Genomic DNA, 15,009 nt, shown 5'->3' with positions numbered 1-15,009 from the left:
ATGAATTAGCACAAGTACCTGCTGTAGTGGTTTCAGTAAAAACAACCGAAACGGCACTATCACAATTATCTGAAGCAGTAATCACTGCAGCAGTTGGAATAGCATTACACTCTGCTGTTACATCTGCTGGAATTACCATATCGAATGTTGGCGCAGTGGTATCTTGCACAGTAATTACTTGTGAATCCGATACGGAGTTTCCACAAACATCAGTAGCTGTCCAAGTACGTGTTAAGGTATATGAATTAGCACAAGTACCTGCTGTAGTGGTTTCAGTAAAAACAACCGAAACGGCACTATCACAATTATCTGAAGCAGTAATCACTGCAGCAGTTGGAATAGCATTACACTCTGCTGTTACATCTGCTGGAATTACCATATCGAATGTTGGCGCAGTGGTATCTTGCACAGTAATTACTTGTGAATCCGATACAGAGTTTCCACAAACATCAGTAGCTGTCCAAGTACGTGTTAAGGTATATGAATTAGCACAAGTACCTGCTGTAGTGGTTTCAGTAAAAACAACCGAAACAGCACTATCACAATTATCTGAGGCAGTAATCACTGCAGCTGTTGGAATAGCATTACACTCTGCTGTTACATCTGCAGGAATTACCATATCGAATGTTGGCGCAGTGGTATCAGAAATTGTAAATGTTTGTGTAAAATTAAGTGAAATACAAGATGTTGATATAGAATAAGTTCTATTTACTAATAATGGACAACTTCCTGTAGCAACATCTGAGTATGTAATAGTATAGCTTAGAGAATTATTAGAAACAGTTCCACCAGCATTGATAAAGTCTTGTAGTGTAATCGATATAGGAGTTGTACTGAAAGGTAAAGGATTTATAGCACTTGTACCACAACCATTTATTGTAGTTGCTGTAGGTGCAGTTATTATTGGTACATCATTGATGAAAATTGTAAACATAAAATAGCAACCATTTGCATTGGGTGGAACCGCATAATAATTTACGCCGCCTGGTGTATTTGGAAAAGGATTTGAACTAGTGTATTCTGTAGATGCAATTGTTATAGGATAACTGTTATAAAATCGAGTGCCGTTAGGATAATAGGATGCAATTAAATTAAATGGAATAACAACAGAACTGCCACAATAATTGAAACTAAGTTCTGTTACCGTATTTTGACAATTTTGATTGATAAAATCTGTAGCATCAATTGTTACTTTAATAGGATCGGTAATTGGATCTCCTAAACATAGTCCAGAAGTTTGATATCCTTGAATAAATGGTTTATCAATAATTGGAATTCCTGTAATTGCTCCAATACCATTAATAAATCCATGCAATGATGCAACAGGAATACAGTTTGGATTTTTTAATAAGAAACAATCTTCGGTAATTTTAATTTTATATTTTAATTCGCCTAAAATATCCGATGAGTTTGCAGGAACAGGTAGTGTACCAATATCCCATATTAGAGTTCCATTACCGCCTAAAGTTGGATTAAAATATAAATTATTTGGTGTAGGTAAAGGTGAAAAATTTATTGTTCCGACTTGACTTCCGTTGACAAAGTTGGCAATATAAGGAATTGCAATTTTTATTTGAGCATTATTGATTGCTTCAGTACCTTCATTTAGTATTTTTATAGAATATTCTATTTCTTCACCTGGTAATACAGTTAGAGAACTAGATGGTGGTTGACCATTAATGGTTATTAAAGACATTAATCCTTCTGCATCAGGAATATATGCGTCAACAGCCATAGCAGCCATAAAAATAACATAGGTATCTTGAGTGGAGCCATATCGTAAAGTGGTAGATGTTTGGTTATTAGCAATAACACTATTACTTGGATTTGGAATATTAAACATAGAAATATCTAATCCTGTATTGTTCAATAAATTAGGATTTCTAGTATTTCCACCCGTTTGAATTGATGAATTGAAAAAATTACCAGTGGAATTTCCACCATGGCTTAATGCTTGCCAATTATTATCACTTGATCGAAGAATATTAAAATAATCACCACTAATGCTGCGATCACCTTCACCTGCCATTAGTCCTAATTTTACATTTACTTGACCAGTTTGAACAGCATTAAATCCAGATATAGGAATTTGATGACTAATTGTTGTACTTCCTTGAACGTAAGCATGACCATCAAAAACTGTAATATCTCTCCATTTCATTTTTGAATTTTCATATACGACAATGATTCCCCAACCTCCATAATAACCAGTTCCACCACCATTTCCTTCTATTAAAGCTATATCTGCAACAGTATATTGTCCTAAACCATTTGTTTTTACATAGTCCGTAATTTCGGCAAATGCTGAATACATAAATCCATCATTATTTTGAGGATAATAAATATCATTGGTATTAGCAGTAACTTCTGTATATGATGTTGATAAAGGCCCTTTTAATTGAACTTTTCTTTTATTAAATGTTTTGGTAATAGAATTTTTTGTAACACTAAATGTATCAGGGCTGTTTGAACCGTTTGAAGCTCTACCTGTCCAATATAATCCTGCAAAAACAATTTTAGAACACTCTGGAATTGCTCCATTCTCTGTTGAAAAAGTCAAGTTTGAGCTTGATGAATTGAATGTATTTGCATCGCTATCAACATCAACATAAATCATATTGTTGTTGCTATTGGGTTCATTGTTATCATAATTATTCAATGTCAAATTCGTATTTCCTATTAAAGAAAAATCTCCTTTTACATGATAAATTGATGTTGTAGGACTAGCCTCTGGTTCTCTTGGTGTAAAATTTACCCTAACTTGAGCAATTCCGCCAATTCCAAGAAACAAAAAGAATAAACTATAAAGTAGTGATTCTTTGCTGTATAAAACTTTTAAAAAGTAATTTTTCATCTTCATTTTGCACTATTTTATTGTGGAATACTTATTTGATAAGAAATAACTATGTTTGGATTTGACATTGTTATTATTGATGGGATATTCATAGAAGCTGTATCTGCCTCTATGATTAAATGCACTAATTCTAAATTTGAAAGTTGATTTAGATAATTTAAATCAATTGTAGTACTTTCTGCAATTCGTACGATGCAATATTTGACAGAAAATAATTTGTTTTTAGAAACTTGATTTATGCTTGATAAATCTATATAATCAATATCTAAAATTTCAAATTTAGATGCACTTTGTTGGTTTTTAAAAAATAAAACGTCTTTAGAATTTAAAAGTGAATTAATTTTTTTATCTAAATCTGCCATTTTACTTTGCGAATCAATGCTATTAGAGTCATTGTATTTATGAATCTGTTGTGCATTGCATGGAGCAAAACTTATGAAGAAAAATAATGCCATTACTAAATGACATTTGAATTTTGAAAAACTTTCCATAATACTAATTTTTTAAATTTAGAATTATAGCAAGTGTTCTAAAGGTTAGTTAAGGGGACAGAAAATTATAAAGTTAAAATTTTAGAAGATTTTTAGGGGCTAAATCTTTTTTATGATTTATTTTAAATAATTACGTTAAAATTTTAAATTATAAATAAAATCACTATGCTAAATTACTTAAAAACAGCAAACTACAATCGTCTTGTAGAAGTTTTTCGACAAAGTGTATAAAAAAATCTATTAACTAACTCAAATTTGAACAAATCAGTTTTGTGTACATCAATTAAATTGAGTAATTTACTTTTCTAAAGTAGATACAATGAAAAACTTAATTTTAATCAGACATGCAAAGTCAAGTTGGGATGCACCAGTTCAAGATATTGATCGTTCTATTTCAGCCAAAGGAGTTAAAAACGCGCATCTTATTGCAGCTAAAACAGTTTCTATTTTGCCTAAATCATATATAGTTTGGTCTAGTATTGCTAAACGTACAAGAGAAACCGCTTATATTTTTTCGCAATATTTATCAATTCCTATTGAAACGATTCATTTTTCAGATGAGTTATACACTTTTGATCAGAAAAAATTGCATTTAGCGATAAAAAAGTGTAAAAATGAGCACAATAATCTAATTCTTTTTGGACATAATGAAGCTATTACAAATTTTGTTAATAAATTTGGAGACCTAAAAATTGATAATGTTCCTACAAGTGGAGTCGTTGCTATTGAATTTGATAGCAACGATTGGTCAAATTTAGGCAAAGGAAAAACAATTAGAACTTTATTTCCAAGCCATTTTAAAGATGAATAATACACATAATAGTTATATAGACCGAGAAAAAAGCTGGTTAACATTTAATGCGAGAGTACTTCAAGAAGCTAATGATGAGAATGTTCCTTTATTAGATAGATTTAGGTTTTTAGGGATTTTTTCCAATAACTTAGATGAATTTTTTAGAGTAAGATATGCAGCTATTCGACGCATGAGTCATGAAAATGCAGAAACTGAAAAAATATTAGGTGTTTCTGCAGAGCAATTATTAAAAGAAATTACAGAAATCGTAATTGAACAGCAATCTGAAAGTCTACGCATTCTTAGTGAAATTGAAAAAAAACTTGAAAAAGAAAATATTTTCATCATTAATGAAAAAGATATTTCTAAAGAACAAGAAGATTTTATTCACGATTATTTTATACAAAAGGTAAGTCCTGCAGTAGTAACTATCATGTTAAATGATTTAGATGAATTTCCTTTATTGAAAGATACATCTGGATATTTGGCAGTTAAATTAATCATGAAATCGGAGTCAAATTCTATAGTTGATAAAGTATTTGCAAACAAAGAAATTCGATATGCCGTTGTTGAAATTCCTAATACTATTAATCGTTTTGTAGTACTTCCTTCAAATTCAGAAAAACAGTATATTATTCTATTAGACGATGTTATACGCTATAATCTAAACAATATATTCAATATTTTTAATTATGAAAGCATTTCAGCTCACATGATTAAAATTACTCGAGATGCTCAGTTAGAATTTGATAGTGATTTGAGTAAATCTCTAATTGAAAAAATATCTTCTTCCGTTAAAGACAGACGTGTAGGCGAACCTGTGCGCTTTGTATATGATCAAGCTATTGGAAAAGACACCTTAGAATTTTTCTTAAAAGGTATGAAAATCGATAGTTCTGATAGTATTATTCCTGGAGGAAGATATCATAATCGTAGAGATTATATGAGTTTTCCAAATTTAGGACGTTATGATTTACTTTATCGTTCTAATGTTCCATTGCCAATTACTGGCTTGTCGCTAGAAGGTAGTATTTTAGAGAAAATCAAAAAGAAAGATTATCTACTTTACGCTCCATATCAATCTTTTTCATACATCATCAAGTTCTTAAGAGAAGCTGCTTTGGATCCAAAAGTTGCTTCAATTAAAATCACGCTATATCGATTAGCTAAAAATTCTCAAATTGTAAGTTCATTGATAAATGCTGCTAAAAATGGTAAAAAAGTAACAGTTCAAATTGAGCTACAAGCCCGTTTTGATGAAGAAAGCAATATTTCATATTCTGAACAAATGCAAACGGAAGGAATTGAATTGATTTTTGGAGTAAAAGGATTAAAAGTACACAGTAAAATATGTGTTATCGAACGTATTGAAGAAGGAAAAGTGAAACGTTATGGCTTAATATCTACTGGTAATTTTAATGAAAATTCAGCAAAAGTATATACCGATGTTACCTTATTTACCAGTAACACAGAAATTCTAAAAGATGCCGCTAAAATCTTTGATTTCTTTGATGTAAATTATCGAGTACATCGTTATAAACACTTAATCGTTTCGCCACATTATACAAGAGGAAAATTTAATAAGTTAATTGAAAGAGAAATATCTAATGCTCTTTTAGGCAAAGAAGCTTTTATTAAATTAAAGATGAATAGCATTTCAGACTTTAAAATGACTGATAAATTATATGAAGCAAGTAATGCTGGAGTTAAAATTCAATTAATTGTTAGAGGTATTTGTTGTTTAATTCCTGGTGTAAAAGGATTGAGCGAAAATATTGAAGCAATTAGTATTGTGGATAATTATCTTGAGCATTCACGTATTTATATTTTTGCCAATGGTGGTGATCCAGATGTTTTTATCTCTTCTGCTGATTTTATGACTCGAAATCTAGATGCTAGGGTAGAAGTTACTTGCCCAATTTATGATGAAGATATCAAAAAAGAACTGATAGAAACATTTGAAATTGGCTGGAAAGCAAATGTGAAAGCCCGAATTCATTCTGATGATTTACTAAATAAGTATAGAAAACGAGGCGATGAAAAACCATTTAGAGCACAATTAGAAATGTACAATTATTACCAAAAAAAGTTGGATGTAATTGCTGAAAAAGTTGAATAACCCTATAATTATCAAATGATTACAATAAAAAAATATGCTGCTATTGATATTGGTTCTAATGCCATGAGATTATTAGTTACAAATATCGTAGAGCAAGATGATTGTGCACCACAATTTAATAAAAGTTCCTTGGTACGTGTACCTATTCGTTTAGGACAAGATGCATTTACTGTAGGCGAAATTACAGAAGAAAACATTGATAGAATGGTTGATGCCATGAAAGCCTTTAAATTATTAATGAAAGTACACAAAGTTGAAAAATACCAAGCGTGTGCAACTTCTGCAATGAGAGAAGCATATAATGGCAAAGAAGTAGTTGAGATCATTAGAAAAAAAGCAGATATAAAAATTGATATTATAGATGGTAAAAAAGAAGCTGCTATTATTGCGGCTTCCGATTTAACTCAGTTTATTAATTCTGATAAAGCCTATTTGTATGTAGACGTAGGTGGTGGAAGTACTGAATTTTCTTTGTTTTTTGAAGGAAAAATTATTGCTTCAAAATCCTTCAAAAACGGAACAGTTCGCTTGTTGAACAATATGGTTTCTGATATCGTTTGGCAAGAAATTGAAAAATGGATAAAGACTAACACAGAACCGTTTGAAAATATTACTCTAATTGGTTCAGGTGGAAATATTAATAAATTATTCAAATTGTCTGAAAAAAACCAAGATAAGCCTTTATCATATATGTATGTGCAATCGCAATATCAAAAATTGAATAGCATGACATATGAACAGCGCATTGCCGACTTAGGTTTAAATCCAGACCGAGCTGACGTAATTATTCCAGCAACAAGAATTTATCTTAATGCCATGAAATGGAGTGGAGCAAGACATATTTATGTACCAAAAATTGGGTTATCCGATGGTATCGTGAAAGCGATGTATTATGGGAAGATATAATAATTAGTCCCGAAGGGACGACATCTCGGTAGATAAAAAAATTAGAAATCAGCACAAGTCCCGTAGGGACGTCATCTCGGTAGATAAAAAAATAATTGGTTAATCGAGTCCCGTAGGGACGATATATTGGTAGATTTAAGGGCGACATATCGGTATCAACAATCGAAAATAATATTTATTTATGGCAAACACATACACACAAATTCACATCCAATTTGTTTTTGCGGTAAAATATCGAAACGGATTAATTCATTCGTCATTCAAAGATGAATTATACCAATATATTACAGGAATTATTAAAGCAAATAATCATAAGTTATTAGCTATAAACGGAATGTCGGATCACATTCATATTTTAATCGGAATGCGTCCAACACAATCCATTTCCGAATTAATGCAAATCATTAAAGCCAATTCATCTAAATGGATTAACGAAAAAAAGTTTTTGAAGGTTAAATTTGAATGGCAAGAAGGTTACGGAGCATTTTCGTATTCCAAATCACATGTTCAAAATGTAATCAATTATATTCAGAATCAAGAAGAACGTCATAAAACAAAATCATTTCAAGAAGAATATTTAGAGTTTTTAGAAGCTTTTGAAGTGGATTATGATGAACGTTACATTTTTAAAGAGCTTATTTGATGTCATCCCTACGGGATTTTAGAAACGGTTAGTTATTAGTTACCAATATTTCATCCCTAACGGGATTTAAAATTAATAAAATGAGAAAAATTTATTTCACCATATTAATCTTTTCATTTATTTTAATAAGTTGTAAAGAAAAATATGATTTTTGGAACATTAATAAATTTAAAATTGAAAAAAGTGCCCTTTCAGATAACGAAGAAGTAAAGCTTTTATACACTTCAAATGGACCTGATGAAAATCAGGCAAGAAAATATTATTATCATTTAATTGTAATTTCACAAAAAACAGGAGATACAATAAACGTTCTCACAGCCTCTCAAAATGGTTTTAATGAAGATTCTATAAATGAAGTTTTTAATTTTTATGACGATAAAAACATTATAACCATTATTACTCACAACAAAGTCGATATTAATTCTTTAAGTGGCAAAAATGTAAGTGAAACAGAAAGCATTCAATTGAAGAAAATTAATAAAGTTGCACGAGATAAAGATTATGATTACCTAGCGGACAATAATTATGCAACTGTAATTGGCTCAATTGGAAAAACTTCAGATAATTAAAAATTATTTTCCTTAAACATCCAAATCAAACGCCTTTCTCAACAATTCAATAGTTGGATTAATTTGTTTTAATCGTTCAAATTTTTCTTGTGGTGTAAAAGCATATTTGTTTTCAACTGTTTCATTTACAACAACTTCTATGGTAATATCGTGGTTGTGTAGTTTTCCTCTCAAATAACCTAATAATTCATGACAACCGGTTAAAAATTCTTCTTTAGTACTTTGATTAGGAAGTTCTAAAGTAATTATGGTTCCGTTTAAAGTTGGATCGTTCATTTGCATGTATGTTGCTAATAAACGTTTGCCAGTATCCGTCATTTTTTGGGCAAACTTATTCCATTGCAATAACATATCGGTTTCGTTAAACGCTTCAGAAGGCAATTCTTCTCTATGTTTTTGATGGTGTTGCTGTTGTGCTTCTAATTCTTTTTTAGCCTTAATACTAGCTAATGAAAGCGCCGAAACCTTAGTGCCCGTTACATTCAAATTAGTAAGTACAGGTTTGGGAACATCAGGAATTACTACATTTTCAATTACTGGCTCTTCAACTGTAACTTCAGTTGTTGCAACAGGTTCATTTACTACAATAGGCTTTTCATTCTGAATTTGAGGAATCGTGTTTTGAACTTCAACAATAGAGTAGGAGTTGTTTTTAAAATAAGTAGCCGGAATGATAAATTTAGCTACTTTTTTTTTTCTCCATCAAAAGTGATAGAGGCTAATTGCATCAAACAAAGTTCAACTAAAAGTCGTTGATTTTGACTGACTTTAAATTTCAAATCACATTCGTTTGCCAATTCAATTCCTTTTATCAGGAAATCGTGCATTGCTTTGTGCGATTGTGCAGCATATAAAGCTTGTGCTTGTTCACCAGCTTCTAACAAAGGTAAAGTAGCTGGATTTTTACACACTAATAAATCTCTAAAATGTGAAGCCAAACCAGCAATAAAATGATGTCCATCAAAGCCTTTTGCTAAAATATCATTGTAAGCAACTAATAAATCTGGAATTTTATTTTCTAAAATTAAATCGGTGATTTTGATGTAATATTCAAAATCTAATACATTTAAATTTTCGGTAACGGCTTGTCTAGTAAGATTTTTACCGCAATAAGAAACAACTCTATCAAAAATTGACAAAGCATCACGCATTGCACCATCTGCTTTTTGAGCAATAATGTGTAATGCATCATCTTCAAAAGCAACACCCTGTTCTTTAGCAATTTCGGCTAAATGTTCTTTGGCGTCTTTAACGGTAATTCTTTTGAAATCAAATATTTGACAACGTGATAAAATCGTTGGAATAATTTTGTGTTTTTCCGTAGTTGCCAAAATAAAAATGGCATGCTTAGGTGGTTCTTCTAATGTTTTTAAGAAAGCGTTAAAAGCAGCTTGCGAAAGCATGTGCACCTCGTCAATAATATAAACTTTATATTTTCCTGTTTGTGGCGGTATTCTAACTTGATCGATAATACTACGAATATCATCTACACCATTATTAGAAGCAGCATCTAATTCAAAAACATTGAATGAAAAATCTTCATAAGGATCATCATAACCTTCTTGATTGATTTTTCGTGCTAAAATACGAGCACAAGTTGTTTTTCCCACACCACGAGGTCCAGTAAACAATAAAGCTTGAGCTAAGTGATTGGTTTCTATAGCATTTAACAATGTATTAGTAATGGCTTGTTGACCGACAACATCTTTAAATGTTTGCGGACGATATTTTCGAGCTGATACTATAAATTGTTCCATAGCTTGTATTGAATCACAAATGTAAGTAAAAGTTTAAATGTTTAAAAGCTTAAATGTTTAAAAATTGGTATTAATTCGTAATTTTTAATTCGTAATTGATACATTTGCACCGCAGACCGCCTTATCGTCCGTGTGTATGCATGGGAGGAAAGTCCGGACACCAAAGAGTAGCATAGCGGGTAACGCCCGTCCGTTGAAAAACGAGGACAAGTGCAACAGAAAGTATGTACAGATAATGCTGTAGTGAAACCAGGTAAACTCTATGCGGTGAAATGTCAAGTATATCAGCAGTTTTTGAGCAATCAAAATAAGGGCTACTCGTCCGATGCTGAAGGGTAGGCAGCTTGAACTATATAGTAATGTATAGTCTAGATAAATGATAAGGATCCGATTTATCGGAGACAGAATCCGGCTTATAGGTCTGCTTTTTTTATTTTGTAAGGCTATTAACCTTCATCTTCGTCCTCAAAATCTTCTTCTTTGTCGCTTTCAAATTCATAAAAGGAGAATACAGAACCACCATAATTTTTTGAAAAAGAAAAATTAGTCATATGTTCTAATTTGGTGTGTTTTGAATGTTCTACAATTAACATTCCTTCTTCGTCTAAAAGTTCATTTTCAAAAATAAGTTGGATAATTTTTTCAAAATCTTGCTGACTTAAATCGTAAGGAGGATCAGCAAAAATAATATCGTAACTCGATTTATTTTTTTCTAAAAATTTGAAAACATCACTTTTAATGGCAGTAATGTCTAAATCTAATTCGGTTGCTGTTTTTTTAATGAAATTTACACAACCAAAATCACCATCAACACTAGTAATAGGACCTGCTCCTCTAGAACCAAACTCGTAACTGATATTACCAGTACCAGAAAATAAATCCAATACTTTTAATCCATGAAAATTGAAGTAATTATTTAAAATATTAAATAATGATTCCTTACACATATCAGTTGTAGGACGAACTGGTAAATTTTTTGGAGCTACTAATCGACGACCTTTATGTTTTCCGGATATAATTCTCATGAATGATAGAGTGTAAAGTGATTTCTAATTGCATTTTCTGTTGCATCAAAACCATTAGTTAAGTGCGAAACATCTAACAATGAACAATTACGGATATATGTATAAGCAATTTTGAAATTTGCATCATCTGCTACACAGTCTCCAAAGAGTTGAACATTTATAGTTTCTGGGTTCAATTGCAATTGTTCGCAAGTAAATAGTAAATAATAAATAAAATCTTCGGCAGTTGAATAATGAAATGAATTAAACAAAATAAGTTCTTGATTTCTAACAACTACAATTTCAAAATGTTCTTTTTGAATATGAACAAATACTTGCTTTTCTTCTTTGTTTTTTGAAAAATCAATACATTTTTTTACCAATATTGAATTACTATTCTTGTAATCAAAACTTTCAAATTGATCTAATAAAAAATTATTAATATTCATGAAAGGCACATAAACATTATTAATTTCATAAGGAGCAATAACATCATATGCAAAAAAATCGGTCTCAAAAACCTTTGTATTGTATTGTAAATAACTTGCTAAAAAGTGCGGGTCAAAAAGAGATGAAGGCACAAAAGCATTCAAATTATTGTTATGTAAAACAACTACTTCATCATAATTTTTGGTTAGTATTGGATAATCCACAAAAGCACGCCAAAGTTGCTCTTCAATTACTTTATTCTTCTCTAAATTAAGTACTTGTGTGTGCAATACTTTATTTGTAATTAAATCAAATACACAAAAAGAAAAAGTATTCAAAGCAACTTGAATGACTAATTTTTTATATGTTTTTTGAGTGATATCACTAGATGAAATTACCATAAATGCCTTACCTTAATCAATAAAATATATAGGCAAAGCTACAATTTTTTTCGAATGATATCTCTTTTCTTTCAAAAATCAACACTATATTTGATAATTATTAAAGACATTCCTTATTAATGATAACTTCTTCTTTGTTTTATAAGATTCTGCACAAAAATTTTCTGTTTCAGCCTACTGCAAAACAGGATATTTTTTTTCAAAAAATTGCAGATTTTCTTTTAAACAAATCAAACGATGAAATTTTTGTTTTAAAAGGTTATGCTGGGACAGGTAAAACTACCATAATTTCTAATGTAATTAATCAATTGCAAGAAGTAGAAATGAAATGTGTTCTATTAGCCCCAACTGGACGCGCCGCAAAAGTTATCAGTAATTATTCTGGAAAGCCTGCTTTTACAATTCACAAGCGAATTTATTTTCCTAAAAAAAATAAAACAGGAGGTGTAAGCTTTACGTTACAACAAAATAAATTCAAAAATACAATTTTCATTGTTGATGAATCTTCCATGATTTCGGATACTTCTCAAGATTCAAAATTATATGAGAATGGATCGCTTTTAGATGATTTATTTTTCTATGTAGAAGCTGGTAAAAATTGTAAATTATTGCTCATAGGTGATACTGCTCAATTACCACCAGTGAATATGACAATAAGTCCAGCTTTGGATATCGATACATTATCGTTGCATTACCAAAAAAACGTGCAACATATTGAATTAGATGAAGTAATGCGCCAAGCAGAAACGTCTGGAATTTTATATAATGCTACACAATTACGTGAATTATTACATTCACATTTTATTGATACATTTCAGTTTGATTTGAAAGGATTTAAAGATATTGTTCGTTTGCAAGATGGTTATGATATTCAAGATGCAATTCATGGTGCGTATGATAATTATGGCTTAGAAGATACGGTTTTTATTGTTCGTTCAAATAAAAGAGCTAACCAATATAATCAGCAAATTAGGGCTTCAATTTTGTCAAAAGAAAGCGAAATAGCTACGGGTGATTATTTAATGGTGGTAAAAAACAATTATTTCTGGTTAAAAGAAGAATCGGAAGCTGGTTTTATTGCTAATGGAGACATTATAGAAATTTTAGAAATTAGAAAAATTCAAGAACTCTATGGATTCAAATTTGCAACAGTAAAAATCAGAATGGTCGATTATCCAAATCAGGCACCATTTGATACCATTTTGATGTTAGATACCATTATGAGCGAATCACCATCACTAACTTATGAAGAATCAAATAAATTGTATCAAGAAGTTCTATTGGATTATGAAGACGAACGATTGCAATATAAAAAATTACAAAGGGTAAAGGAAAACGAGTACTTTAACGCTTTACAAGTTAAATTTTCTTATGCCATTACCTGTCATAAATCGCAAGGAGGACAATGGAAAACAGTTTTTGTAGAACAACCATATTTGCCTGACGGAATCGATGTTGATTATGTGCGTTGGCTGTATACCGCGATAACTAGAGCTGAAGAAAAACTATATTTAATTGGATTTAAGGACGAATATTTTAAAAATTAATACTTTTGCACTATAAAATCTAAACTATGAAAATCATCGCTGTTATACCTGCTCGTTATGCCTCTACACGTTTTCCTGCAAAATTGATGCAAGATTTGTGTGGTAAAACTGTAATATTACGAACGTATGAAGCGGCAGTAAATACTCAATTATTTGATGATGTATTCGTAGTTACCGATTCGGATTTGATTTTTAACGAAATTAATTTGAATGGAGGTAAAGCAATTATGTCAATAAAAGAACACGAAAGTGGAAGCGACAGAATTGCAGAAGCCGTTGAAAATATGGCTGTTGATGTCGTAATCAATGTACAAGGAGACGAGCCTTTTATAGATAAAAAACCATTAGAACAACTGATCGAGGTTTTCAAAAATGATACTGATAAAAAAGTAGATTTAGGTTCGTTAATGTTTCAAATAAAAGATAAAAAGGAAATTAGTAACCCAAATAATGTAAAAGTAATTACAGATCAGAAAGGTTTTGCATTATACTTTTCACGTTCGGTAATTCCTTTTCCACGAGAAGAAAATGTGGGTGTTCGTTATATGAAACATATAGGAATTTACGCCTTTAGAAAACAAGCATTAATGGATTTCTACAGCTTACCCATGTTATCTTTAGAAGCATCCGAAAAACTAGAACAACTTCGCTATTTAGAATACGGAAAACGTATTAAAATGATCGAAACCACTCATGGAAGTATTGGAATTGATACTGTTGAAGATTTAGAAAAAGCTCGAAAATTATTAGCTTAATTTTCTGCATCTTCAAAATATCCTTTGCTTTTTACTTTTGTAGAGAAAAAATTCAAAAATAAAATTACAAAAGATAAAAAGAACATTGCTTGTAAACTCACTAGAACTTTTCCAAATGTTGTTATTGGATAATAATCACCAAAACCAATAGAGTTTGAACTAACGACGCTAAAATATATAGAATCAAACCAATGTTCAAAAGGTTTATTCATATTATCTCCAATGGTATATAAAACACCGAACGAAACTACAATTTCTATATAATTAAAAAAGAGAAGTAGCATAGAACGTTTGTATGAGCGAGGTCGTGAAAACAAATCTGAAGCAAAAATTAGTGTTGGAATATACAAAACCGTTTCAAGTAATAAATAGACTAATATCCAAACAATATAGGTATTACTTTGCCATTCATTTATTAAGATTAAAATAGGAAATAAAACTTTAGCTAGCACATAAAAATCTAACGCCAAATCTTGATATTCATACCCTTTTTTACAGGCAAAATATTTAATATAAATACCAGGAAACAACAATTGAGAACCAGAAAGCAATAAACGAACAATTTTTTCAATTCCATTATCATCTTGATGGTCGTTATTCCATATGGATTTGATATTTAAAATTCGTTTCTGAATAGGATTGTATTTAGGGACATAACTTCTAGAAACTTTTCCAACTAATAATTTTCTTAAAATGGAGTTCATTAGGTTATTTTTATCGAAATTATAGGAACAATAATCA

The 15,009-nt window shown here is 30.6% G+C and carries 15 protein-coding genes and 1 other RNA gene; 9 read left to right on the top strand and 7 right to left on the bottom strand.

From position 1 onward, the window contains the following. Both G4L40_RS11135 and G4L40_RS11130 read right to left on the bottom strand, forming a co-directional pair. A partial coding sequence (locus G4L40_RS11135) for a hypothetical protein (protein ID WP_166237274.1) occupies positions 1-2,860 on the bottom strand: 2,860 nt, incomplete at its 3' end. Between the two features lie 11 nt (positions 2,861-2,871). Then, a complete protein-coding gene (locus G4L40_RS11130) occupies positions 2,872-3,345 on the bottom strand; it encodes a hypothetical protein (protein WP_166237273.1) in 474 nt (157 codons plus the stop codon). Between the two features lie 319 nt (positions 3,346-3,664). Here G4L40_RS11130 and G4L40_RS11125 point away from each other — a divergent pair, with 319 nt between their 5' ends. The 5 genes from G4L40_RS11125 (at position 3,665) to G4L40_RS11105 (ending at position 8,375) form a co-directional block, all read left to right on the top strand. Continuing rightward, on the top strand, positions 3,665-4,156 hold the full coding sequence (locus tag G4L40_RS11125) for a SixA phosphatase family protein (protein WP_166237272.1): 492 nt from the start codon (positions 3,665-3,667) through the stop codon (positions 4,154-4,156). Beyond that, on the top strand, positions 4,149-6,257 hold the full coding sequence (gene ppk1 / locus G4L40_RS11120; protein WP_166237271.1) for a polyphosphate kinase 1: 2,109 nt from the start codon (positions 4,149-4,151) through the stop codon (positions 6,255-6,257). The genes G4L40_RS11125 and ppk1 overlap by 8 nt, the downstream gene beginning before the upstream one ends. 15 nt (positions 6,258-6,272) lie before the next feature. Then, positions 6,273-7,163: a Ppx/GppA phosphatase family protein gene (locus tag G4L40_RS11115; RefSeq protein ID WP_166237270.1), complete on the top strand. Its 891-nt coding sequence runs from the start codon at positions 6,273-6,275 to the stop codon at positions 7,161-7,163. A 181-nt stretch (positions 7,164-7,344) separates the two neighbouring features. Beyond that, positions 7,345-7,806 (top strand): IS200/IS605 family transposase, encoded by a 462-nt coding sequence (gene tnpA, locus G4L40_RS11110; protein WP_166237269.1) that lies wholly within the window; start codon positions 7,345-7,347, stop codon positions 7,804-7,806. 80 nt (positions 7,807-7,886) lie between these two features. Continuing rightward, positions 7,887-8,375 carry a hypothetical protein gene (locus tag G4L40_RS11105; protein ID WP_166237268.1) on the top strand — a complete coding sequence of 163 codons (489 nt, stop codon included), beginning with the start codon at positions 7,887-7,889 and terminating at the stop codon, positions 8,373-8,375. Positions 8,376-8,387: 12 nt separating this feature from the next. On the opposite strand, the gene G4L40_RS11100 is transcribed toward G4L40_RS11105, so the two are convergent. After that, positions 8,388-8,861, bottom strand: a complete 474-nt coding sequence (locus tag G4L40_RS11100) for a DNA polymerase III subunit gamma/tau (protein WP_207785378.1) — start codon at positions 8,859-8,861, stop codon at positions 8,388-8,390. Between G4L40_RS11100 and G4L40_RS13100 the strand changes: the two genes are divergently transcribed. Further along, positions 8,845-8,979, top strand: coding sequence for a hypothetical protein (locus G4L40_RS13100; protein ID WP_262886069.1), 135 nt, complete (start codon positions 8,845-8,847; stop codon positions 8,977-8,979). The genes G4L40_RS11100 and G4L40_RS13100 overlap by 17 nt on opposite strands. Positions 8,980-9,058: 79 nt before the next feature. Here the strand turns inward: G4L40_RS13100 and dnaX are convergent, their stop codons facing one another. Continuing rightward, positions 9,059-10,132 (bottom strand): DNA polymerase III subunit gamma/tau, encoded by a 1,074-nt coding sequence (dnaX, locus tag G4L40_RS11095; RefSeq protein WP_166237267.1) that lies wholly within the window; start codon positions 10,130-10,132, stop codon positions 9,059-9,061. Positions 10,133-10,240: 108 nt separating this feature from the next. On the opposite strand from dnaX, the gene rnpB reads away from it, so the two are divergent. Continuing rightward, positions 10,241-10,564, top strand: an RNA gene (rnpB, locus tag G4L40_RS11090) — RNase P RNA component class A. A 14-nt stretch (positions 10,565-10,578) separates the two neighbouring features. Here the strand turns inward: rnpB and rsmD are convergent. Together rsmD and G4L40_RS11080 are read right to left on the bottom strand one after the other, a co-directional pair. Beyond that, positions 10,579-11,157, bottom strand: coding sequence for a 16S rRNA (guanine(966)-N(2))-methyltransferase RsmD (gene rsmD / locus G4L40_RS11085; protein WP_166237266.1), 579 nt, complete (start codon positions 11,155-11,157; stop codon positions 10,579-10,581). Beyond that, entirely contained in the window at positions 11,154-11,966 is an 813-nt protein-coding gene (locus G4L40_RS11080) for a DUF3822 family protein (RefSeq protein WP_166237265.1), read from the bottom strand. Before G4L40_RS11080 ends, rsmD begins: the two co-directional genes overlap by 4 nt. A 122-nt stretch (positions 11,967-12,088) precedes the next feature. On the opposite strand from G4L40_RS11080, the gene G4L40_RS11075 reads away from it, so the two are divergent. Then, the gene (locus G4L40_RS11075) at positions 12,089-13,513 is read left to right on the top strand and encodes an ATP-dependent DNA helicase (RefSeq protein ID WP_166237275.1); all 1,425 of its coding nucleotides are present in this window, start codon (positions 12,089-12,091) and stop codon (positions 13,511-13,513) included. A gap of 26 nt (positions 13,514-13,539) precedes the next feature. Further along, entirely contained in the window at positions 13,540-14,268 is a 729-nt protein-coding gene (gene kdsB, locus G4L40_RS11070; protein WP_166237264.1) for a 3-deoxy-manno-octulosonate cytidylyltransferase, read from the top strand. Here the strand turns inward: kdsB and G4L40_RS11065 are convergent. Continuing rightward, positions 14,265-14,972, bottom strand: coding sequence for a potassium channel family protein (locus tag G4L40_RS11065; protein ID WP_166237263.1), 708 nt, complete (start codon positions 14,970-14,972; stop codon positions 14,265-14,267). The two genes, kdsB and G4L40_RS11065, sit on opposite strands and share 4 nt — an antisense overlap. Positions 14,973-15,009 lie beyond the last annotated feature (37 nt).

The organism is Flavobacterium celericrescens (assembly GCF_011392075.1).
GTDB lineage: Bacteria > Bacteroidota > Bacteroidia > Flavobacteriales > Flavobacteriaceae > Flavobacterium > Flavobacterium celericrescens.
Note: the sequence above shows the minus strand (reverse complement) of the source record. Positions and strands in the feature narration are given on the sequence as shown.

What these genes read in the sequence shown, in the direction of transcription:
- G4L40_RS11130 (WP_166237273.1), bottom strand. Translation starts at nt 3,345, where the DNA reads ATGGAAAGTTTTTCAAAATTCAAATGTCATTTAGTAATGGCATTATTT.
- G4L40_RS11125 (WP_166237272.1), top strand. Translation starts at nt 3,665, where the DNA reads ATGAAAAACTTAATTTTAATCAGACATGCAAAGTCAAGTTGGGATGCA.
- ppk1 (WP_166237271.1), top strand. Translation starts at nt 4,149, where the DNA reads ATGAATAATACACATAATAGTTATATAGACCGAGAAAAAAGCTGGTTA.
- G4L40_RS11115 (WP_166237270.1), top strand. Translation starts at nt 6,273, where the DNA reads ATGATTACAATAAAAAAATATGCTGCTATTGATATTGGTTCTAATGCC.
- tnpA (WP_166237269.1), top strand. Translation starts at nt 7,345, where the DNA reads ATGGCAAACACATACACACAAATTCACATCCAATTTGTTTTTGCGGTA.
- G4L40_RS11105 (WP_166237268.1), top strand. Translation starts at nt 7,887, where the DNA reads ATGAGAAAAATTTATTTCACCATATTAATCTTTTCATTTATTTTAATA.
- dnaX (WP_166237267.1), bottom strand. Translation starts at nt 10,132, where the DNA reads ATGGAACAATTTATAGTATCAGCTCGAAAATATCGTCCGCAAACATTT.
- rsmD (WP_166237266.1), bottom strand. Translation starts at nt 11,157, where the DNA reads ATGAGAATTATATCCGGAAAACATAAAGGTCGTCGATTAGTAGCTCCA.
- G4L40_RS11080 (WP_166237265.1), bottom strand. Translation starts at nt 11,966, where the DNA reads ATGGTAATTTCATCTAGTGATATCACTCAAAAAACATATAAAAAATTA.
- kdsB (WP_166237264.1), top strand. Translation starts at nt 13,540, where the DNA reads ATGAAAATCATCGCTGTTATACCTGCTCGTTATGCCTCTACACGTTTT.
- G4L40_RS11065 (WP_166237263.1), bottom strand. Translation starts at nt 14,972, where the DNA reads ATGAACTCCATTTTAAGAAAATTATTAGTTGGAAAAGTTTCTAGAAGT.